Annotated in this window: 18 protein-coding genes and 2 tRNA genes; 3 read left to right on the plus strand and 17 right to left on the minus strand. The window is 67.2% G+C overall.

Features of this window, described 5'->3' with window-relative positions:
- Nucleotides 1-32: 32 nt before the first annotated feature.
- From NGM07_RS19230 to NGM07_RS19260, 7 genes are all read right to left on the minus strand, one after another.
- Entirely contained in the window at nt 33-1400 is a 1368-nt protein-coding gene (locus NGM07_RS19230; RefSeq protein WP_253514625.1) for an ABC transporter ATP-binding protein, read from the minus strand.
- Nucleotides 1393-2442, minus strand: coding sequence for an ABC transporter ATP-binding protein (locus NGM07_RS19235; RefSeq protein ID WP_253514626.1), 1050 nt, complete (start codon nt 2440-2442; stop codon nt 1393-1395). Before NGM07_RS19235 ends, NGM07_RS19230 begins: the two co-directional genes overlap by 8 nt.
- Before the next feature lie 2 nt (nt 2443-2444).
- Entirely contained in the window at nt 2445-3638 is a 1194-nt protein-coding gene (locus tag NGM07_RS19240; protein WP_253514628.1) for an ABC transporter permease, read from the minus strand.
- Nucleotides 3638-4612, minus strand: coding sequence for an ABC transporter permease (locus tag NGM07_RS19245; protein WP_368410223.1), 975 nt, complete (start codon nt 4610-4612; stop codon nt 3638-3640). Before NGM07_RS19245 ends, NGM07_RS19240 begins: the two co-directional genes overlap by 1 nt.
- Before the next feature lie 61 nt (nt 4613-4673).
- Nucleotides 4674-6584: an ABC transporter substrate-binding protein gene (locus NGM07_RS19250; protein ID WP_253514632.1), complete on the minus strand. Its 1911-nt coding sequence runs from the start codon at nt 6582-6584 to the stop codon at nt 4674-4676.
- A 174-nt stretch (nt 6585-6758) separates the two neighbouring features.
- Nucleotides 6759-7454, minus strand: a complete 696-nt coding sequence (locus NGM07_RS19255) for a type 1 glutamine amidotransferase domain-containing protein (RefSeq protein WP_253514633.1) — start codon at nt 7452-7454, stop codon at nt 6759-6761.
- A gap of 208 nt (nt 7455-7662) precedes the next feature.
- Nucleotides 7663-7737: transfer RNA gene (locus NGM07_RS19260), tRNA-Met, on the minus strand.
- Between the two features lie 195 nt (nt 7738-7932).
- Between NGM07_RS19260 and NGM07_RS19265 the strand changes: the two genes are divergently transcribed.
- Nucleotides 7933-10305, plus strand: coding sequence for a DUF2298 domain-containing protein (locus NGM07_RS19265; RefSeq protein WP_253514635.1), 2373 nt, complete (start codon nt 7933-7935; stop codon nt 10303-10305).
- 7 nt (nt 10306-10312) lie between these two features.
- On the opposite strand, the gene NGM07_RS19270 is transcribed toward NGM07_RS19265, so the two are convergent.
- From NGM07_RS19270 to NGM07_RS19295, 6 genes are all read right to left on the minus strand, one after another.
- Nucleotides 10313-10585 (minus strand): DUF7576 family protein, encoded by a 273-nt coding sequence (locus NGM07_RS19270; RefSeq protein ID WP_253514636.1) that lies wholly within the window; start codon nt 10583-10585, stop codon nt 10313-10315.
- A 74-nt stretch (nt 10586-10659) separates the two neighbouring features.
- Nucleotides 10660-10992 carry a DdfA family disk-determining factor gene (gene ddfA, locus NGM07_RS19275; protein WP_253514638.1) on the minus strand — a complete coding sequence of 111 codons (333 nt, stop codon included), beginning with the start codon at nt 10990-10992 and terminating at the stop codon, nt 10660-10662.
- A gap of 101 nt (nt 10993-11093) precedes the next feature.
- A complete protein-coding gene (locus tag NGM07_RS19280) occupies nt 11094-11642 on the minus strand; it encodes an iron transporter (protein ID WP_253514640.1) in 549 nt (182 codons plus the stop codon).
- Between the two features lie 59 nt (nt 11643-11701).
- Nucleotides 11702-12130, minus strand: coding sequence for a hypothetical protein (locus NGM07_RS19285; protein WP_253514642.1), 429 nt, complete (start codon nt 12128-12130; stop codon nt 11702-11704).
- Nucleotides 12127-13533 carry a PQQ-binding-like beta-propeller repeat protein gene (locus tag NGM07_RS19290; RefSeq protein ID WP_253514643.1) on the minus strand — a complete coding sequence of 469 codons (1407 nt, stop codon included), beginning with the start codon at nt 13531-13533 and terminating at the stop codon, nt 12127-12129. The genes NGM07_RS19285 and NGM07_RS19290 overlap by 4 nt, the downstream gene beginning before the upstream one ends.
- Before the next feature lie 159 nt (nt 13534-13692).
- The gene (locus NGM07_RS19295; protein WP_253514645.1) at nt 13693-14355 is read right to left on the minus strand and encodes a metal-dependent hydrolase; all 663 of its coding nucleotides are present in this window, start codon (nt 14353-14355) and stop codon (nt 13693-13695) included.
- 268 nt (nt 14356-14623) lie between these two features.
- On the opposite strand from NGM07_RS19295, the gene NGM07_RS19300 reads away from it, so the two are divergent.
- The gene (locus tag NGM07_RS19300; RefSeq protein WP_253514647.1) at nt 14624-14887 is read left to right on the plus strand and encodes a rhomboid family intramembrane serine protease; all 264 of its coding nucleotides are present in this window, start codon (nt 14624-14626) and stop codon (nt 14885-14887) included.
- A gap of 54 nt (nt 14888-14941) precedes the next feature.
- On the plus strand, nt 14942-15214 hold the full coding sequence (locus NGM07_RS19305) for a hypothetical protein (protein ID WP_253514649.1): 273 nt from the start codon (nt 14942-14944) through the stop codon (nt 15212-15214).
- Nucleotides 15215-15311: 97 nt separating this feature from the next.
- On the opposite strand, the gene NGM07_RS19310 is transcribed toward NGM07_RS19305, so the two are convergent.
- From NGM07_RS19310 to NGM07_RS19325, 4 genes are all read right to left on the minus strand, one after another.
- A tRNA-Gly gene (locus NGM07_RS19310) sits at nt 15312-15382 on the minus strand.
- Between the two features lie 99 nt (nt 15383-15481).
- On the minus strand, nt 15482-16150 hold the full coding sequence (locus NGM07_RS19315; protein WP_253514651.1) for a class I SAM-dependent methyltransferase: 669 nt from the start codon (nt 16148-16150) through the stop codon (nt 15482-15484).
- A 65-nt stretch (nt 16151-16215) separates the two neighbouring features.
- Nucleotides 16216-18396, minus strand: a complete 2181-nt coding sequence (locus NGM07_RS19320; protein WP_253514652.1) for a type II secretion system F family protein — start codon at nt 18394-18396, stop codon at nt 16216-16218.
- Entirely contained in the window at nt 18396-20033 is a 1638-nt protein-coding gene (locus NGM07_RS19325) for a type II/IV secretion system ATPase subunit (protein ID WP_253514654.1), read from the minus strand. Before NGM07_RS19325 ends, NGM07_RS19320 begins: the two co-directional genes overlap by 1 nt.
- Between the last annotated feature and the right edge of the window lie 120 nt (nt 20034-20153).

The raw sequence follows: 20153 nt of genomic DNA on the forward strand, positions 1-20153 counted from the left end.
CGAAGCGACGACGGGTGTCGGGCCGTCCGAGGTCAGTCGTCCAGCGACGCGGACCGCTTGGAGTCGTCGGCCTCCTCGTAGGTGTGTAGCAGACAGCTCGCCCGCTGGCCCGGCCTGGTTTCGATGAACTCGGGCGTCCGGCTCTCGCACACCGTCTCGAACTCGGTCGAGAGCAGGTCGTCGGCTCGATCGAAATCGCCCTCGGAGACGTACTCGATGGCCTCCGCGAGCACCGACTCCGCCGAGGGGTCCGAGAGTTGCTCGGGGATGTCGAACTCCTCGCGGAGGACTTCGTCTATCCGGTCGAGCGGGACGTCGGCCTCCTCGACGTTCCCGCCGTCCTCGGCGGCGGCGAACTCCCGGACCGCGCCGACGTCGATCTCGTGCTTGGCGACTCGCTCGCGGAAGTTCATCACCGCTCGCCAGTGGGTCTGCTCGAAGTCGTAGCCCTCCGGTTGGATGACCTTCGGGCACCTAGTGTGGAACCGACAGCCCGACGGCGGGTCCGACGGCGACGGCACGTCTCCGGTGAGTTCGATGCCCATCCCGCGCTTTCGGGGGTCGGGCCTCGGTATCGACGAGAGCAGCGCCTGCGTGTAGGGGTGCTGGGGGTTCTCGAACAGCTCTTCGGTCGGTCCGATCTCGACGATCTCGCCGAGGTACATCACCGCGACGCGGTCGCAGACCTCCCGGACCACGCCCATGTCGTGGCTGATGAGCAGCATCGAGAGCGAGAACTCCTCCTGAATCTCGTCCATCAGCGAGAGCACCTCCGCCTGCACGGAGACGTCGAGCGCCGACACCGGTTCGTCGGCGACGATGAGTTCGGGGTTCAACACGAGCGCCCGCGCGAGTCCGACGCGCTGTTTCTGCCCGCCTGAGAACTCGTGGGGGTAGCGGTGGACGTCGTCGGCCGAGAGGCCGACGCGTTCGAGGAGGTCCTCGACGATGGCCCGCCGCCGCGCCTTGTCGGTCAGCCCGTGGACCCGGAGCGGTTCGGCGACCGACTCGCCGATTGTCATCCGGGGGTCGAAGCTTGAGGAGGGGTCCTGATAGATCATCTGGGCCTGCCGGCGGAACTCCTTGAGCCGTTTGTCGTCGAACCGGGTGACGTCGTTCGGATGCGGACCGTCGCCGGTGTGGGCGACGTCGTCGTACTGGTTGCTGTTGAAGATGACCTCGCCGGCGGTCGGCTCCTCCAGTCTGATGATCGACGAGGCGGCCGTTGACTTACCACAGCCCGACTCGCCGACCAGGCCGAGCGTCTCGCCGCGAGCGATGTCGAAGCTCACGCCGTCGACCGCCCGCACGCGGCCGACCTCCTTCGAGAGCATCCCCTCGGTGATGGGGTAGTGCTTCTTGAGGTTGCGGACCGACAGCAGCGGTTCGCCGTCAGTCATCGTCGGCACCTCCTCTGTTCCCGGTCGGCGTGTCGGCCGGCCCGGTTTCCGTGACTACCGATTCGTCGTACCCCGACGTGTAGTAGATGCAGGAGGCGCGGTGGTCCTCACTGTCGGTCGCCGCCAGCGGCGGCTGGTCGCCGGTGTGACACTCGTCCACCGCGTAGGGACACCGCGCGGCGAACCGACACCCGTCCGGCGGATTCGTCGGGTCGGGAAGCGACCCCGGAATCCCCTCGGTCCGGTCGCCCCGGCCGGGGAGGCACTTCAACAGCGCCTGTGTATAGGGGTGGGTCGGGTTCTCGAAGAGGTCGAAGACGTCGCCCTGCTCCATGACCTTCCCCGAGTACATGACGACGACACGGTCGGCCACCTCGGCGACGACCCCCAGGTCGTGGGTGATAAGCAGGATGCTCATCCCGAACTCCTCCTGGAGTTCGGCGAGCAGTCGGAGTATCTGGGCCTGGATGGTGACGTCGAGCGCGGTCGTCGGTTCGTCGGCGATGAGCAGGTCCGGTTGGGTCGCCAGCGCCATCGCGATCATGACCCGCTGTTTCATCCCGCCCGAGAACTGGTGGGGGTAGTCGTCGAAGCGGGCGGTCGCCTCCGGGATGCCGACCCGGTCGAGCAGTTCGATGGCTTGCTCGCGGGCCGCCGGCTTCGAGACGTCGTCGTGGAGGCGGATGGCCTCGACGATCTGCCACCCCACCGTGTAACAGTGGTTGAGCGCGTCCTGGGGGTTCTGGAACACGTGCGCGATGTCGCCGCCGCGCAGTTCCCGCAGTTCCCGGTCGCTCATCTCGCCGATGTCGCGGCCCCTGAATCGGACCTCGCCGTCTATCTTCCCCGGCGGCATGTCGATGATCCGGGTGATCGACTCGCTGGCGACGGTCTTGCCCGACCCCGACTCGCCGACGATGCAGACGGTTTCGCCCTGGTTCACGTCGAAGTCGACGCCGTCGACCGCCTGAACGTCTCCTTCGTCGGTCTCGAACGTCGTCTTGAGATTCCGAACGGACAGCAGTGGTTGGGTTTCCGTCATGGTTACGTGTCAGATTTCGAGTCGGCTTGCGGGTTGAGCGCGTCCAGCAGCGCGTCGCCGAGGAAGTTGAACGCCAGGATGGTGAAGAACAGGAAGAATCCCGGTATCGTCGTGATCCACCACGCCGTCGACAGGTCGCCTCGGCCGGCCGCAATGATCTGACCCCACGACGGCACCGACGAGTCGCCGAGTCCGAGGAACGCCAGTTGGGCCTCGGCGAGGATGAAGACGGGGATGAGCAGCGTGAGGTCGGTGATGATGCTGCTGGCGGTGTTCGGTATCAGGTGACGGCGGATGACGTACCAGGTGTTGGCACCGCTGGTCTTCGCCGCCTTGATGTACTCCTCTTCGGTCTTCTGGAGCGCGTTCGAACGCACGTACCGGGCGTTGTTGCCCCAGGTGAGTCCGCCGAAGATGAGGATGAAGGTGAACAGGCTCCCGCCGAACATGTAGACCATTAGCAGGTAGAGCAGGAAGCTCGGGAACACCATCTGGATGTCGACGTACCGCATCAACAACTCGTCGACCAGTCCGCCGGCGTACGCCGCGACGGTGCCGACGATGCTGCCGATGGTCATCACCAGCAGCGACGTGATGAGCCCGATCTTCATGCTCACCTGCATCCCGTAGACGATGATGGTCAGGATGTCCTTGCCCTGACCGGTCGTTCCGAACGGATACTTCCACGTTCCGTGACACTGCCCGTTGCTCACCTCGCCGACGCACTGGATGGGGACGGACGAGTCCACCGTGAGCCCGATCGGCGGCTGGTACTTCTGGAAGAGCGCGATCTCCGGCTGTTTGAGGAACAGCGGGCCGAGGAGGCCGACGACGAAGATGACCAGCAGATACACCAGGCTGATGACCGCCGCCCGGTTCTTCTTGAAGTTCCGCCAGTAGTACCGGGTCATCCGCGGATTCTGGTACATCGGAATCACGGCGTAGAAGAACAACATGACCAGCGTGAGCGCGAACAGCCAGTCGAGTTGCGAGACGTCGTACTCCCACCCGACGGCCGCGAAGGTCGGCGTGTACGGATCGACCATGAACACGTCGTACAGGAACAGGACTGTCATGGCACCGAGCGTCGCCAGCAGTCCCGCGGTTCGCGGCGTGACCGGCAGACCACCCTGCCGGGACACCTCTTCCCAGTCGACGTCTTCGAATCGTTCCGAACGAGGTCGTTCCGTAGCCATTATCGATCACCGAAGCTGATCCGCGGGTCGAGTATCGTGTACGTGATGTCCTGTAGCAGGTTGCCGATGACCGCGACGAAGATCCCGATGAACGAGGTGCCGAGGACGAGCGCGGTGTCCTGGGCCTGGATCGCCTTCAGGGTCAACATGCCGAGTCCGGGAATGCCGAACACGACCTCGACGAGGTACGACGCGCCGATGAACAGATAGATCATCGTCCCGACGAAGGTCGTCGACATCGGAACCGACGCCGGCCGAAGGATGTGTCTGGTCAGCAGGCGCCGTTCGTCGGCGCCCTTCGCCCGCGCGGTCTTCACGAAGTCGGCGTTGAGGTACTCCGCCGACTCGTTACGCGAGACGCGCATGATGCTCCCGATCGACCCGGTTGTGAGGACGAACACGGGCAGGATGAGCTGTTTGACGTTCGCCCAGCTAAACACCGGGACGGAACTGTCGTACACCACCGGTACCCAGCCGAGGTGGACGCCGAAGATGACCAGCAGTATGATGCCGAACCAGAAGTTCGGAATCGCGTATCCGAAGAACGCGAACAGCGTCGCTAGGTGGTCCTTCGTCGTGTACTGGTTCGCCGCGGAGTAGAGCCCGACGGCCGGGCCGAGTATCAGCGTCAACAGCGTCCAGGGGACGGAGTACTGGACCGTGTAACGTAACGACTCCCAGATCGCCTGCGTCACCGGTTGGGCGCGGGATTCGGACCACCCCCAGTTCAGCGTGACGATGTCGGTCATGTAATCGGTGTACCGAACCCACAGCGGCCGGTCCATCCCCTTCAGCTTTCGGATTCGCTCGGCCGCGGCTTCGGCGTCCTGTCCTCGCTGTGCCGCCTCGATCTTCGCCTGCCGGATGTCCTTGTCTGGTGTCACCGCGAGTAGCCCCCACGTGACCGAGAGGATGAGGTACGTGGCGATGAGCGACCACAGTACCCGTCGGGCTACGTACCATCTCATACCCATGATTTGCGTTCTCTGATTTAAAGTACCGAAATGTTGGTTCGAGGTCGATTCGACTTCGGAGTTACTGTCCGTCTTCCTTGTACCAGATCATCTCGTCGTATCCGCTGAAGAACTCCTCGACCGGCCCGACGATGCCGTTGCGGTAGCCGTAGATGTCGGAGTTCATCACCAGCATGCCCATCGGCTGGTCCTTCGACAGTTTGCCGAAGATCTCCCCGTAGATCTGCTTGCGCTTCGCCTTGTCGACCGTCTTGGACGCCTTCGAGAACAGCGACTTGAAGTCGTAGCTCGGGTAGTAGCCGTAGTAGTTGAACCCGCCCTTCTTCAGGAAGAACGTCTCGGCGGAACTCGGCGTCATCGGGTACGTGTTGAGACCGTAGACGAGCGACATGTCCCACGGTTTCTGGCTCGTCGCCTGGTCGCGCGGACCGGCGTTGTAGGAGCTGATGTTCCACTTGGGTTTGTCCGGCGCCGACTGCTGGACGTACTTCTTGTCGAACTGCGCGCCCGGCATCCCGTTGACAGTGACCTTGATGCCCGCGTTCTGCTGGAACTCCTGGGCCACGAACTCGGCGGTCGCCTTCTCGTCCGACTGACCCGCGCTGTGGTACAGCGTGAGTTCGACCTGCTCACCGTTGCCGTCGACGAGCTTCTTGCCGTTGTAGCCGTAATCGGTGCCCTTGAGCGCCTCCTTCATCCGCTTGCGGGTCACCTCGGACCCGTAGAGGTCGCCGGTGCCGTACTGGACGACCTGCTCGCTGTCGTACCACTGCGACCAGCGCGGCTGGTACGTGTAGGCGGGGTTCGCGTAGCCGCGGTAGACGCCCCTGACGAGCTTCTTCTTGTCGACCGCACAGCCCAGCGCCTGGCGCACCTTCTGCTTCCGGAACGGCTTCCAGCCGTTCGCCCGCATGTTGTACGCGATCTTGACGATGTACGGCTGGGGGGTGACGTTCAGGTAGGTGTCGTCGCGGCTCTTGAACTGCGAGGCCTTGTTCGGCGGCACCTGCGCGACGTCGATCTGGCCGGTCTTGAGCGCACCCAGCCTGGAACTGGACTCCTGGATGACCTGCGTGACACGCTTGTCGAAGTACGGAGCCTTCTGGTACAGTTTCGGCATGTCGGTGTCCTCCCGCATGTAGTAGCTATCGTTGCGGGTGAAGACCACCTTCTTGCTGCGCTCCCAGGTGTCGAGGTTGTACGGACCGAGGTTCCCGTTGAACGAGAGGTTCAGCAGTTTCTTGTCCTTCTTCAACCCGTCGACGTCCTGCTTGTCCACGTAGGGCTTGACGAGTTTCTTGGGCACGCACTGTGCGCCCCACATCGTCGGCTTCTTGTGGAACATGGGGTCGACCTCCGGGAGCTTGATGTCGAAGGTGTACTTGCCCGTCTTCTCGACCGGAATGGGCTCGTCGTTGCGGTACCAGTCGGTGCTGGCGGCGGTCCCGGACCACTCGGTCTGGTGGATCTCCTTGATCATGTAGACCCAGTCTTCCGCCGTCATCTGGCCGTAGGGTTCGCTCCATTGGAGGTTCTCCTTCAGTTTGGCGGTCCAGACCCGACCGTCGTCGGTCGTGAGGTCCATCCAGTAGGGGAACAGCTTCTGACCCGGCTCGAAGTAGTAGGCGCTGTCGAGCGCCTGCATGATGAGGGTCCCCGCGGTGCTCTCGGTGTTGTAGAGCGGGTTGAGCGTCGTGATGTCCGAACTGATGGCGTCCGTGTAGGTCCCGCCGACCTTCGGGAGCTCCTTCATCTCGCTCGTCGTCTGGGTGTCCGTCCCCGTTTCAGTGCCGAATCCGACGTCGCCCGTGGTCGTCGACTCGGTCGTGGTGCTATCCTGCGGGGTATCCGTCCCTTGACAGCCGGCCAGCCCGGCGATACCGCCGAGGCCGACGGCCTGCAGCCACCGTCGGCGCTTCATCCCGGGACGATCTTGGGTCGTGGTATCAACTCTATTGTTGCCAGATGGCATATCCCTTACCTCTTGCTAGCCTCATATATATGTATCGATTGCTGTAATGACTGCTACGGAGTTATCCCCGCCCGGTCGTGCAAAAAGGTCAATATACGGCGGAAGATAACGCAAGGTCACCCGAACGAACGACGTATCAAAAAGGAGTCGGTTCGTCGAGTCGACTCGAACCGGCTACGTGGGGACGCTCGCGCCCAGCGCCTCCAGCAGCGCGGTCGCGCCCGCCTCGGAGGATTCGGGACCCCGGGCGGTGATGAGGTCGCCGTCGACCGTGACGCTCTCGTCGTTGTCGAGTTCGGCGTCCCAGTTGCCGCCCGCGGCTTTCACCTCGTCCTCGACCCAGTAGGGAAGCTTTCGGCCGTCGGGCATCAGGTCGTTGTCGTCGACGATGTCCTCCTCCCACTCGTTCGGGAATCCGGTGACGTCCCGGCCCTCGACCAGAAATCCGCCGTCGCTATCGCGGGTGAACGCGAGCAGGCCGACGGCGTGGCAGACGACCAGCGCCTTGCCGCCGTCCTCGCGCTCGACCACGTCGCGCAGGAGTTTCCGGGCGTGTCGGTCCTGGTTGACGTCCCACTCGGTGCCGTGGCCGCCGGGGAACACCACGACGTCGTACATGTCGGCGTCGGCGTTGGCGACCGGTTTCGGGTTCTGGAGTCGTTGGTCGGTCGCGTGGACCTCCTCGACGCGCTCGGCGGTTTCCTCGCCGACGTTCTCGGGGTCGATGGACCGGTCGTCGACGACCGGTTTGTTCCCGGATGGCGTCGCAACGTCGACGTCGACGTCGGCGTCCGAGAGCAGTTCCAGCGGCGTGACGCACTCCTCTCCCCAGTAGCCTTCCTCGCTCACGACGAACAGTGCTGAGGTCATCGTCGGCGTGTTGGGCGCGTTCGTCAATAAGCATCGGGGCCGCGGTCGGGTCGGCGCGAACTGCGATGACGCGTGGACGCCTCTATCGGGGGTTCGAACTCTCGAGCATACGAGACTTCGTGGTACGTGGCGGTCGGCGTGAACTCAACCCATTGGATTCGACCGAACGAAGGTCGCTCCTCGTTCGCGAATTGAACTCCGAAAGAAGTAGCGGGAGGTAGATTTGAACTACCGGTCTGCGGGTTATGAGCCCGCCGGAATCTCCTGGCTATCCCATCCCGCTACTATTTCGTAGCGCCGTCCGGCAGATAAGGGTTATGATTCGGCCACCGTGTGATACAATATACCGCGACGGAGCCACGTCGGGGGACCGACGCCCCGTCCCGGCGGTAAGGACCCCCTACGGACGCCTCGGCGACCGGTAGCCGGTGACACCAACCCCAAGATGTTTATCGTTTCGCCGCCCGCCTTCCAATCGATGGAGTACGCGCTCGTCCTGCTGTGGTTCGTCGCGTTTCAGGCGCTCGCGCTCGCCGGACTCCCGCTGGCGACCCGCCTGTTTCCCCGGTTCCCCGACCGGGGTGCGTCGTTCGCCCTCCCCGTCGCGCTGGTCGTCGTCACCGCCGTCGACTACTGGGTCGGCCACCTCGCGTTCTCGCGGGCCACCGCGTTCGCGTCGGTGGCCGTCCTCGCCGCGGCGTCGCTGTTCCTCGTCTGGACCGACCGGAGCCTCCGCGACGAGGACGCCGACGCAATCGATTCGGATTATCTTCCCACGCGCGCGTACGCGGAGTCGGCCGTCGTCTTCGCCATCGCGTTCGCCCTCCTCGTCGCCGTCCGGGCGGTCGACCCGTCGATTCACGCCGCGGGCGGCGAGAAGTTCCTCGATTTCGGCATCTTGAAGTCGCTGTTGCGGGCCGACGCGCTCCCGCCCGAGGACATGTGGTGGGCGGGCGCGCACGTGCTGTACTACTACGGCGGCCACCTGATGGCCGCGATTCTCACCCAGTTGACCGGCACCGAGGCCCAGTACGCCTACAACCTCGCGCTCGCGGGCTTCTACGCGACGCTGGTCACCGCGGCCTACGGCCTGGCGGGGGCGCTGGCCGACGCCCGCGGCGCGTCGCGACGCGCCGCGGGCGCGCTCGGGGGCTTCTTCGTCGGCTTCGGCGGCAACCTCGTCGTCCCGGTCACCGCCGCCGTCTGGCTACTGCCCGACTCCGTCGCGTCTGGGGTCGCGAACTGGGTGGCGGCGACGCTCCGCGAGGAGCACGCGGGTGAACTCGTCCGGACCGGCCTCTCGGAGTTCCACTACTGGGCGCCCAGCCGCGTCATCCCCGAAACCATCAACGAGTTCCCGATGTTCGCGTTCCTGAACGGCGACCTCCACGCCCACATGCTCAGCACGCCGTTCCTGCTACTGGTCGCCGCGCTCGGGTTCGCCTACTTCCGGACCGACCCGGCCGCGAGCGCGCGTCGACGCGCGCTCGCGTTCGGCGCGCTCCCCGTGGTCGTCGCGCTCCTCGGGTTCGTCAACGTCTGGAGTTTCCCGACCGGCCTCGGCGTTGTCTGGCTTGCGCTGCTGTTCGCGCCGGCCGACCCGTTCTCGCTGTTCCCCGGCGTGACGACCGACCGCCGGGCGACGACCGCGACGGACGGCGGCCCCGGCGAGCGCTCTCCCGCCGCCGCGCTCCGCCTCGAAGCTCGCCGAATCGCCGGGGCGTTCGCGGCCACCGGCGTCGTCGCCGTCGTCGCGCTCGCGCTGGTATCGCCGTTCGTCTTCGGCATCCTGCTCCGGTCGGCCGGCAACCGGAGCATCGGCACGTTTCCGACGCCCGCGAGCGCGATGGCGCTGTTTCTGATCCACGGCGCGTTCCTCGTTCCCTTCGCGCTGTACCTCTGGGCGCGCACCCGCGAGACGCTCGCGGTCGACCCCGCGCGGTTCGCCGCACTGGCCGCCGCGCTGGCGGTGGTCGCGTGGTTCGTCGGCTACGCCGTCGTCGCGCTGGTCGTCCCCCTGCTGGTGGTCGGTTGGCTCCTCCTGCGGACCGACGCCGACTGCGGGTACGAGACGGTGCTAGTGGTCGCCGGGGCCGGTCTCGTGACGCTCGTGGAGTTCGTCTACGTCGTCGACAGCGCCGCGCCCGGCCGGATGAACACCGTCTTCAAGGTGTACATGCAGGTGTGGGTGCTCTGGGGCGTCGCGGCGGGCGCGGTGGTGGCCGCGCTGATGGCCGACGCCGGCCCGACGAGTTGGCGACTCCCCTCGGTCGGACTGTCGCGCGAGGACGCCATGGCCGGTCTCGCGGTCGTGCTGGTGGTCTCCTCGGGCGGGTTCGGCGCGCTGGCGCTGGCCGAACACTTCACCTCCGACGACCCCATCCACCGCGCCGACGACCCGACGCTGAACGGGACGGCGTTCACCGAGAAGTTCCACCCCCACGAGGCCGAGGCGATCCGGTGGCTCGACCGAAAGGAGGGCCAGCCCCACATCGTCTCGCCGCCCGGCCACCAGGTGTACTCCTGGACCAGTCCGGCCGCCTCGCTGACCGGACTGCCGACGGCCATCGGTTGGGTCTACCACGAGGGCATCTACCGGGGTCACGAAACCGCCGAACACCGGGCCGCCGACGTCGAACTCATCTACACCGGACCGTGGAACTCCTCCGGCCCGCGCAACGACCGGGCGGAACTGCTGAAGGAGTACGACGTCAAGTACATCTACGTCGGCCCGGAGGCCCGCGACCGGTACTCCGAGCAGAACCTCCAGTTCGGTCGGTATCCCGGCATAGAGGTCGCGTTCCAGAACGAGGGCGTCACGATATACCGGGTCGACCAGTCGAAGTTCTGAGCCGCCGCTAGCTTCGCTCGTCGGATTCGCCGAACTCGGTCGCCCGCGCTCTCGCGCGCTTCCACCGTCGCCGACACGACTGGTCGCAGAAGGCCACGATGTCGGCGCCGTCGGCGGTGTTCCGGGTCGCTATCGGGTGCCACTCGGTCGTCACGACCGGCGCGCCGCAACGGGCGCACTCGGTCGTCGCCTTCTCGGCGTCCGGGTCGCGCGAACCGCCGCCGTCGGTCGAGCGTCGCCGTTCGCGCCGGCGCTCGGCCGCTTCGGGAACGTCAGACATCGGCCTCGGTCCCTCGCACCCGGCTTCCCGCCGTCCGGTTTTCGGCGACGCTCGACGCGTCGAGCGTCGCCACGTCAGTTTCCACCGTCTTCCACCGACCCGAGCGTCGGTCCGCCGCGGCCCTCACCCCGGTCGAAACCGCTGTCGACGTCCGTTCGTTCCACCTCGACCGCCCCGTCGCCGTGGACGACGACGTCGCACCCTGCGATGCTGAACTCGACGCGCCCGACCCCGCGCGTCGCCTGCCGCGTCGTCTCGAACAGGCGGTCGAGGGCGTCGGGGTCGATGGCGTGGTACAGCGGCCCCACGTCGGTTTGGTCGCGGTTGGTCGCGGCGGCGACGGCCGCGACGACCCGTTCGCTCGGTGTGGCTTCGTCGGCGACGGAAACGGCGTTCTGGTGGCTCATTGTCTCTGTACTTTCGTTGGGGCGCGACGGGGAAAGTCGCCCAGTGCAGATACATTCACGCCGAGGCCGCCGCGGGGGTATAGGAGTAAAGTTCGTCCCGATCAGCCCTGGCCGGTTTCGACGTCGACGTCCTCGAAGGTCACTTCGACGGCCTCGCCGTAGCGGTCACCGTTCGTCTGGTCGTGGCGCTTGAACGTCGGCGGTTCGACCCGGACGTCGAGGGTGTAGGTGCCGTCGCCCGGCACCTCGACGTTCCGCCCGTAGTGGAAGAGCCCCGGGTGCCAGAGCATCGGCATCTCCATCGGTCCGACCTGCTCGCCGTCCTCGCCGGTCAGCGTGGCGATGACGGTCGCACCCGGGACGAACCGGCCGTCGGCGGCGTCGCAGACGGCCACCTCCACATGGCAGTTAGCGTCGCCGGGTTCGACCCACTCGAAGCTCTCCTCCTTCGTCAGCACGTACATCCCCTCGGCCTCCTCCTGAGCGAAGCCGACCACAAGGTCCCCGGCCTCCTGCTTGCCGCCGGTGTGGGCGACCTCGTTCGCCATGTAGTCGAGGGCCTCCTGGTAGGCGTCGCCCGCCTTCTGGGCGAGGTCGAGTTGCTTCTGGTCCACCTCGTCGCTTGTCTGTTTCTCCGGATTGTCGGGCATAGGCCGTCGGAAACACGGCATCCGCGAGCAAAAGGGTGGTGGCGGGTCGGTCGGCCGACTCAGCGGGCCGCGTCGCCGGTTTGGAACCCGCGACGCCGCCGGACGAAGAACGCCGCACCCGCGGCCGCCGAGACGACCCAGTTCAGTGCGACCTGCGCGGTGACGACCGGCGACCCGCGGAGGGCCGGGTCGTGGATGCCGGTGAGGTAGCCCAGCGCGACGAAGCAGCCGAACGCGAGCAGGCTGGCGACGAACAGTCGCGTCGAATCCAGGTCCGGCCGGTAGAGGGCGAGCCACCAGGCGACGACCAGCGCGGCGACCGCCCCGACCCAGTGAGGGGTGCTGTACGACGGCAGGTCGACCAGCGCCGTCCGCAGGACCGCTCCGACGCCGACGCCGACCGAGAGATTCAGCGCGAACCAGTACCCGACGGCGCGGGCCAGCGTGCGGGCGGTCGACTCGGTCGACCGCCCGCGGGCGTCCGTCATCGGTCGCCCTCCAGCGCATAGACCGTCCGGCCGACGCCGAGGTAGAGCGTCCCGTCGACCACCACCGGCGGCGACGTGCCGTGGGCCCTCGACCACGGCGGGACGAACCGGAACCGCTCGGCGCCGGTCGTCGTGTCGAAACCGACGACGCCGCCGGGACCGGCGTCGTGGGACGCGAGGGGGACGTACAGCACGTCGCCGACCAGCGAGGGGTGGCCGAGCGCGTAGCCCGCCGAAACGCGCTCGCCCCACCGCCGACGTCCGTCGGCCGCGTCGAGCGCGACGATTCTGGTCGGTTCGTCGGCGTCGACGTAGACCGTCTCGCCGTCCGTCACCGGCGACGCCGACGTCAGGTCGGCGTCGTCGAGCGCCGACCACCGGACCGTCCCGTCTTTCGCGTCCAGCGCGTAGAGCGGTCCGGTGCCGACGTAGATTCGTCCCCCGGCGACCGCCATCGTCGGAAACCACGTCTCGGCCCGCGCGGTGACGCGCCGCGACCACCGTTTCTCGCCGGTCCGGGCGTCGACCGCGTACACCTCCCAGAGTCCCGTCTCACCGTCGGCGGCGTCGTCCGGTCCGCGCCACGTCGCCCCGAAGACGCTCCCGTCGCCGTAGGCGAGCGGATACGCCGACCCGTCGGCGGGGCGTCTCCAGCGGGTGAGGCCGGTTTCGGCGTCGAGCGCGACGAGCGACTGGTCGGCGCCCGACCGGCAGACGAAGAAGGCGGTGTTGCCCGCCAGCAGGACGTCGTCGAAGCTACTGGTCGTCCGGTACTTCCACTTCGCGCGGCCCGTCCCGGCGTCTACGGCGTAGAGGCTCACGTCGCCGACGACGAACACGGTCCCGTCGCCGACCGCGGGCGCGCTCCGCAGGAACTGCCCGCCGGAGCCGCCGAGCGACGGCGGCGCGAACCGCCACCGCTCGGCTCCGTCGGCGACGTCGACTGCCCAAAGTGTGTGTCGGGACTGCGCGAAGAGCGTCCCGTCGGCGACCGCGAGCGGGAGGAATCCGCGATAGGGGTCCTCGTCGGTTTCGAACGTCCACGCGACCGCGGCGTTCCCCGTCGGCCCGCGGGCGCTCGGCGCGGCCCCGGCGTAGCCGGGGTCGCGCTGGAGCATCGGCCACGACCCCGGGCGGTTCCCCGACCCGACGGCCGACTCCTCGGACTCGGGGAGGACCTGCTCGTTCCCGAACGTCGACCGCCGGAAGTCGACGCACCCGGCGAGCGCGGCGACGTCGACGGCTCCGGCGGCCGCGAGGAGTGCTCGCCGGGTAGTTTCTGGCGGTCGACCGTCGTCCGTCGACGCGTCGGCGCTCGGCGGCGAATCGTGGTCCGGCGTCGCGTCGGCCGATGCCGACGCGACGCCGGGGTTCGGTGGAGGGGACGGCGAGCGGGGAGCCATCTTGTTAGCGTTCCATCACACTTGTCCGCCTTAGCTGTTCATCTTCGCCTGCAATTCAAATGCGAACACCGGGGCGGCCGACTCATCGTCGCAGAATTACCTCGGCGAACCGTGCCCGGAGAGAATCGTGGCCGGAGAAACGGCACGGAACCGGCGTCGTCAGTCGTCGGCAGCGACCGGAACGCCGGTTTCGTCGGCGTCGATGCTCGTGCCGGGGTTCGACTGGTGGAATCGATCGGGCAGGGACGACCGCACCTCGCCGGGGAGCGCCAGGACCAGGCGTTCCCATAGCGAGGCCAGCGGTTTGCGCAGGAGCGCGTACCCCGCCGACGCCGCGAGGACGGCGACCACCAGCGACCGAACGGCGTCGTCGTAGAGCGCGAACGACGGGGCCGCGAGCGCGGCCGCGAGCAGGAGGTCCTCGGGCGCGCCGTCATAGCGTACCCACCGCCGCGGGGGGACCCACCGGCCCCTGTAGTGGTCGTACACCGCGCGCTCGGAGGTCGCCTCCCACGGCCGGAGTTCGAGGCCGCCGCCCAGCGCGTCCGACAGCGAGTGGAAGGCGGCCCCCGCGAGGAAGAACGCGACGGCGGCCGTCGCGGCGACCGGAACGGCGACCGCCGCGAGAGCGGCGGGAACCGCGAGCGCGGAGTAGTAGACGGGGTAGTGGAGGGTCTTCCGGTGGCCCGCGTAGAGGTCGAAGTCCGGGAAGACGCTCCCGCCGACCGCCGACGCGAGCGCGACGGGCGTGAGTTCGGGTGCGACCGCCGTGGTCACGCTCGCCAGCAGGACACCGACCAGCGCGTGCGTCGTCGCCATCATTTCGGCGGGTGTACGCACGCTCGCCTTATACGCGTAGCGCCGGGTGTGTCCCGTAGCGCAAACGTATCGTCTCCGGTTCCGGCATCCCGTCCCGAACAGAAAGAATATGCGAATCGGATAACCAACGACCGCGAAATGCCCTCCGTCCTCTCACGACGACACATCTTGACCGGTGGCAGTACCATAGTGACCGTAAGGGAGGTTGGCGAGGCAGCGTTGGGTGAGTGACAGCCCTGTTTAATTAGTCCTTCTGAGAAGTCAGAGGCTAATGGGGCAGAACACGCTCTCCGATTACCTCTTTCGAACACCAGTTACGCTTGTACTGGCCACCGGGATGGCTATCGTCTACGTCGCAGACCCTCCAATCACGCCAATGTCCTACACTGCTCTCGCTCCGTGGATGCATGCTGGATTCGGGCACCTGTGGCAAAATCTCTCCGTGTTCGTACTCCTCGGTGCATGGATAGAGAATCGAGTAGGATGGTCAACGTTCGGCGTGTTTGCTGCTGTGAGTTCCTACCTCGCCCTCTAGTTGCCCGTTACGTTCGAGTACGGCGGACTATCACGTGGAGCCTCGAGGCTGACGATGGCTCTGACGGGATACGCAATTCCCGTTCTCCTCATCGGTCTTGCCCAGCGGGTAGAATCCTTTAAGCTCAAGACAGAGGTGGTGAACGATGTGGGAGTACTTCTCATCGTGTTGTACCTGGCTTTGGACTCATGGATGACGGTGAAGCGGTTCTTCCATGTTGACCCGCGTCCCGACGGTCTGGCGGTATCAGCTCACTTCACTGGCCTCGTCTTGGGGGTGTTGTGGTTCGCGTGGCGAAGACGGCGACACGGCACCTACGACGCATAATCTCCGCCTGCTGAATTACGAAAGAACCAGTTCCGGTGTCTGTCTCCTATAGGGCCACAAATCCCTCTCGGCGACGTTCTTCACTCCGCTCAGAAAGTGCGCCGGCCGGGATTTGAACCCGGGCCATGAGCTTGGAAGGCTCAGGTCCTGCCACTAGACCACCGGCGCGCTTCGCTCACTTCGTTCGCTCGCGCCCCGAGCCCTCGTTCACTGCGTTCACGAGGACACCGGCGCTCACTCTAAATTCACCACCCGGCGTTAAGGACCTTACTGTTTGGACCGGCGCACTTCGGCGTAACAGTTCCCGCTGGAGATCTCGAAGTCGATCAGTTCGAGGCCGCTGGCCGCCACGTCGTCCCTGAACTCCTCGGGCGCGTAGATGTGGTAGAACCGCGGCACCGTCTCGCCGCCGGGCAGGGTCCACTCGACCGTCGTGTCGAACCCGTCTTCGCGGTCGAACCTGTCGTGGGCGGTGCTCCAGGCGCTCACCAGCGCCCGGCCGTCGGGCGCGAGGACGCGGGCGAGTTCGTCCAGGCTCGCGACCCGGGCCTCGCGGGTCGGCAGGTGGTGGAGGGTCGCGACGTACACCGCGAGTTCCACGACCGCGTCCCGAAGCGGAAGTGCGGCGGCGTCGGCCTGCACGAGGTCGGCGTCGAACCCGCGCTCGGTGGCGCGTTTCCGGGCTTCGTCGAGGAGGCCGCGGCTCACGTCGGCGCCGACCGCGCGGTCGGCGCGGTCGGCCAGCAGTTCGGTGTGCCGGCCGTTGCCACAGCCGAGGTCGAGCGCGACGTCGACGGGGGATTCGGCGCCGGCGACGAACGACTCGACCTCCGGCCAGGCGTACTCACGAGTTTCGGAGAAGTGGCTCGCGATTCGGTCGTAGGTGGCCCGCACCTCTTCGCGGGGGTGCTCCTCGCGTTCGTCGGCCGAGTCCATGTCCCTTCGTCGGCCGCCCGGCGACAAAACGGCTCCGTTAGCGCCCGCGGGGACCGGAACCGCCGTCAGGGGAGCACGAGGAACGCGCCGTAGGCCACCGTCAGCAGGACGGTCGCGTGCTTCGCACCGTCGGCGACGTTCCCCTCGCCCATCTGGCCCGCGAGCAGGCCCGAGAACAGCGCCTGGACCAGCGCGGTGTGGAAGAACACCAGCGTGTAGGCCTTGACGTTCACGCTCGCGATGGAGGCCAGCGGCCCGCCGCCCATCGTGGACCCCGGCCCGCCGTCGGGCGCGGCCGTCCCCGTCGGCAGGTTCGGGATGAGGATGCTGTTGAGCGCCGCGACGATGACGAGGAAGACGGCGAACGAGAGGTAGATGACGACGAGGTAGGTCAGCATCTCCTGTCGGCGCTTCCGGGCGAGTCGCCGGGCGTCCCGCGCTTCGGCGGCGGCGATGCGCAGGACCCGCGCGATGTCGCCGCTGGCGGCCATCGCGTTGGCGACCAGCGTCACGACCCGGGTCACGGTCGGCGTGTCGACGCGGTCCTCGAACCGATAGAGCGCGGTTTCGGCGTCGACGCCCCACCGGACGTCGGCCCAGAGTTTCTCGGCCTCGGCGTCCAGCGCGCCGAGGTCGCTCCGGACCACGCGCCCGAGGCTCTCGACCACCGACATCCCCGCCTCGTTGACGCTGGCCAGGCGGTCGAGGAAGTTCGGCACCGCGTCCTCGATGGCGTGCGTCCGGCGCCGGTGGACGTACTGGATCGCGGCGAACGTGCCGACGACGAACAGCGCGGCTTGGATCACGAAGTCGTCGAACGTCCGAAGCGTGAGCGTCCCGGCCGACAGGTGGGGCCACGCCCGGACCAGCACCGACAGCGAACCGAGCGGGACGGTGGCGTAGAGCAGTCGCGTCGGGCGGTCCCGGAGCAGTCGGACCGGGTTCGAGAGCCACTCGCGGAGCCACCGAATCCGCTCGAACGCGGCGAGGCGCTCGAAGTTCCGGCGGGCGGGAGTGCCGTTCGCTTCGCCCGGAACGCCGCCGTCGCTTCGCGGCGCGTCCGGGGTCGCCGCAGCGACCCCGGACGCGCCGAACTCGGCGGGGCGCTCGACGCCGACTCGGTCGCTGTCCGGGTCGCGGGTCCGCCGGACGCTCGACAGGAGTTTCGCGGCCGCGAGGTCGGCGTCGCGGTCCTCGCGGGTGGCCCGGAGCGATTCGGTGATGCTGTCGAGGTAGACGATGAATCCGAGGTTCGCGAGCGGAATGGCGAAGTACGTCAGCGCCCGCAACAGCGGCAGCGTCTCGCCAAGTCCCATCAGACTCGTGATGACCAGGATGGTGATGAACAGCAGGGGCGCGACCACGAACACGGAGACGTACCCCTCCGCGAGCGTCGCAAGTAGTTCGAGGAACGACTCCTGTTGGCTCTCGGCGTCGGCCTGGTAGCGCTCGTACTGCTCGTCGAGGAACGAAGCGAGGCTCTGGCCGCTCCGGAGGACGCTGGCGAGGTTGTCGGCGAACTCCTCGAACTTCTCGCTCGGGGTGCGGTCGGCGAGTCGCTCGATGGCCGACAGCATGTCGAGGCCGCCCAGGTCCATCGCCTTGACCGCGACCGCGACCTCCTCGGCGGCCTCGCCGTAGACGCCCCGGTTCGCCGCGAGCGTTCGCATGGCGTCGGGAAACGCCATGCCCGACCGCGACAGCGCGTAGAAGAACGCGACGGTCCGCGCGAGGCTCTCGTCTATCTGGCGGGCGCGGGTGTTGGCCTGGTAGGAGAGGCTCTCCCACCGGAACCAGTAGATGCCGCCGCCGGCGGCGACCCCGAGCGTCGCGCTGCTCGCCAGCAACGCCCCGAACAGTTCGCCGAGCGAGAGGTTCGGGTCGCCGAACATCCCCGCGACGAAGCCGAACTGCGAGGGCAGGGTCGCCCGGACCGCCGCGGGCGAGGTCGACAGCACCGCCAGCGCGCCCGCCACGAGGTAGGCTCCCAGAACGCTCCCGACGACCGCGCCGAACCCCGCGTACAGGAGCGTCTTGGCGGCGTACATCCGGTAGGTTTCGGGGGCGTGAACCGACTCCAGCAGGCGCTTGCGGCGCACACGTCGCCGACCGCGGTCGGCGACGTGCGCGCCGAACAGCGCGAGCGCGGTCCGGGTCGCGACGCGGTTCGCCCGGCGGTCGAGCGGCACGGCGGCGACCGCCGTGCACGCGAGCGCGACCGCGGCTAGCGGCAGGTAGCCCAACATCAGTCGAGTCCCGCGACCACGTCCCGGTCGCCGTCGATGGCCTCCAGCACCCGGTCGGGGTGGGCGTAGTACTCGTTGACCATCGCGGTGAACCGCCGGTAGTCGGTCACGTTCCGTTCGCGGAGGTACCGGAGGACGCGCTTGCGGTCGCGAAGTTCGCCCAGCAGTTCCGACCGCGACCACCCGCGCAGGTGCTGGATCTCGTCGAGGACGCGACTGTCGCTCCGGCGGAACTCGTCCTGGCCCGCGTCCCACGAGAACGCCGTCGAGTAGTCGAGGTCGCCGGTCCGCTGGTCGATGCCCTCGATCTCGGCTATCACGCGGTTGCGCCGGACCCGCTCGTCGCCGACGTGAGTCAGCGTCTGGACCGAGAGGATGTCGAGGCTCTGTATCATCGCCCGCGGTACCTCGATGGGCTTGTTCTCCAGGCGGTTGATGACCGTCTGGACCGAGTCTGCGTGCATCGTCGAGTAGGTCGTGTGGCCCGTGTTCATCGCTTGGAACAGCGTCATCGCCTCCTCGCCCCGGACCTCGCCGACCACGATGTACTCGGGGCGGTGCCGGAGCGCCGACCGCAACAGGTCGTACATCGTGATGTCGGCGCCCTCGTCCCGTCGCTCGCGGGTGACCGACGAGAGCCAGTTATCGTGGTAGAGCGCCAACTCGCGGGTGTCCTCGATGGTCAGCACTTTCGAGCGCGGCGGGATGAACATCGAGATGGCGTTCATCGAGGTGGTCTTGCCCGAGGCGGTGCCGCCGGCGAAGATGAGCGACTTGTTGTTCTCGATGGCCAGCCAGAGGTAGGCCATCTGGTCGAGGCTGAAGGTGCCGTACTCCACGAGGTCGACGGGGGTGAACGGCTCGTCGGCGTACTTCCGGATGGTGAACGCCGACCCGCGCGGCGTGACCTCCTCGCCGAGGACCAGTTCCGCGCGCGAACCGTCGGGCAGGGTCGCCTCGACCACCGGGTCGCCGATGCTGACGTGCTGGCCGGACTCCTGGGCGAGTCGGACCACGAGGTTGTCGAGTTCGGCCTCGCCGTAGACCACGTCGGTTTCGACGTCGGTGTACTCGTCGTGGTAGACGAAGATGGGGAGGTCGTAGCCGTCGCACGAGACGTCCTCGATGTGGGGGTCGCGCATCAGCGGGTCGAGTTTGCCGAACCCGCGGAACGACCGGTGGAGATAGTAGAACAGGCGGTAGAAGGTCGCCGGTTCGACATCGACGCCGTAGACCGAGAGCAGTTCGCGGAGTTCGGCCTTCAGCACGCTCTCTGCGGTCGCGGCCTCCTCGCCGGTTTCGCGCCGGTGGATGAGCGAGTCGCGGATGTCCTCGAACAGCCGCGAGAGCAGGTCGACTTCGAGGTCGTCGAGTTCGGGTTCGACGACCCGGTAGCGGTGTTCGTTCTCGGCGTCGTCGTACTCGACGGTGACGAACGCGAAGGGCGCGTTCACCCAGTAGCGCTCGACCTCCTCGTAGCCGTCGGCGCCGGAAAACGACACCAGCGGCCCGTGAGCGCCGGGGTCGTAGTTGCCGACGTCGACCGACGACCCCGCGAGGACCTCCGCTGTCCGGCGGAGCGTCCGCTGGAACTCCCGGATGCGAATCCGCACGTCGTCGGTGGTCCACTGGGACATCGAACGAATCTCCTCTGTCGGGTTACGCGACACGTCGAATCGGGGGTACTTAAATCAACGGTCGGCATCCACGCGCCGGGCGTCCGGTCCGGCCCGACCGCCGTGTGCTTGGACCCTGCC

The organism is Halorussus vallis, assembly GCF_024138165.1.
In the GTDB taxonomy this organism is placed as follows: Archaea; Halobacteriota; Halobacteria; order Halobacteriales; family Haladaptataceae; genus Halorussus; species Halorussus vallis.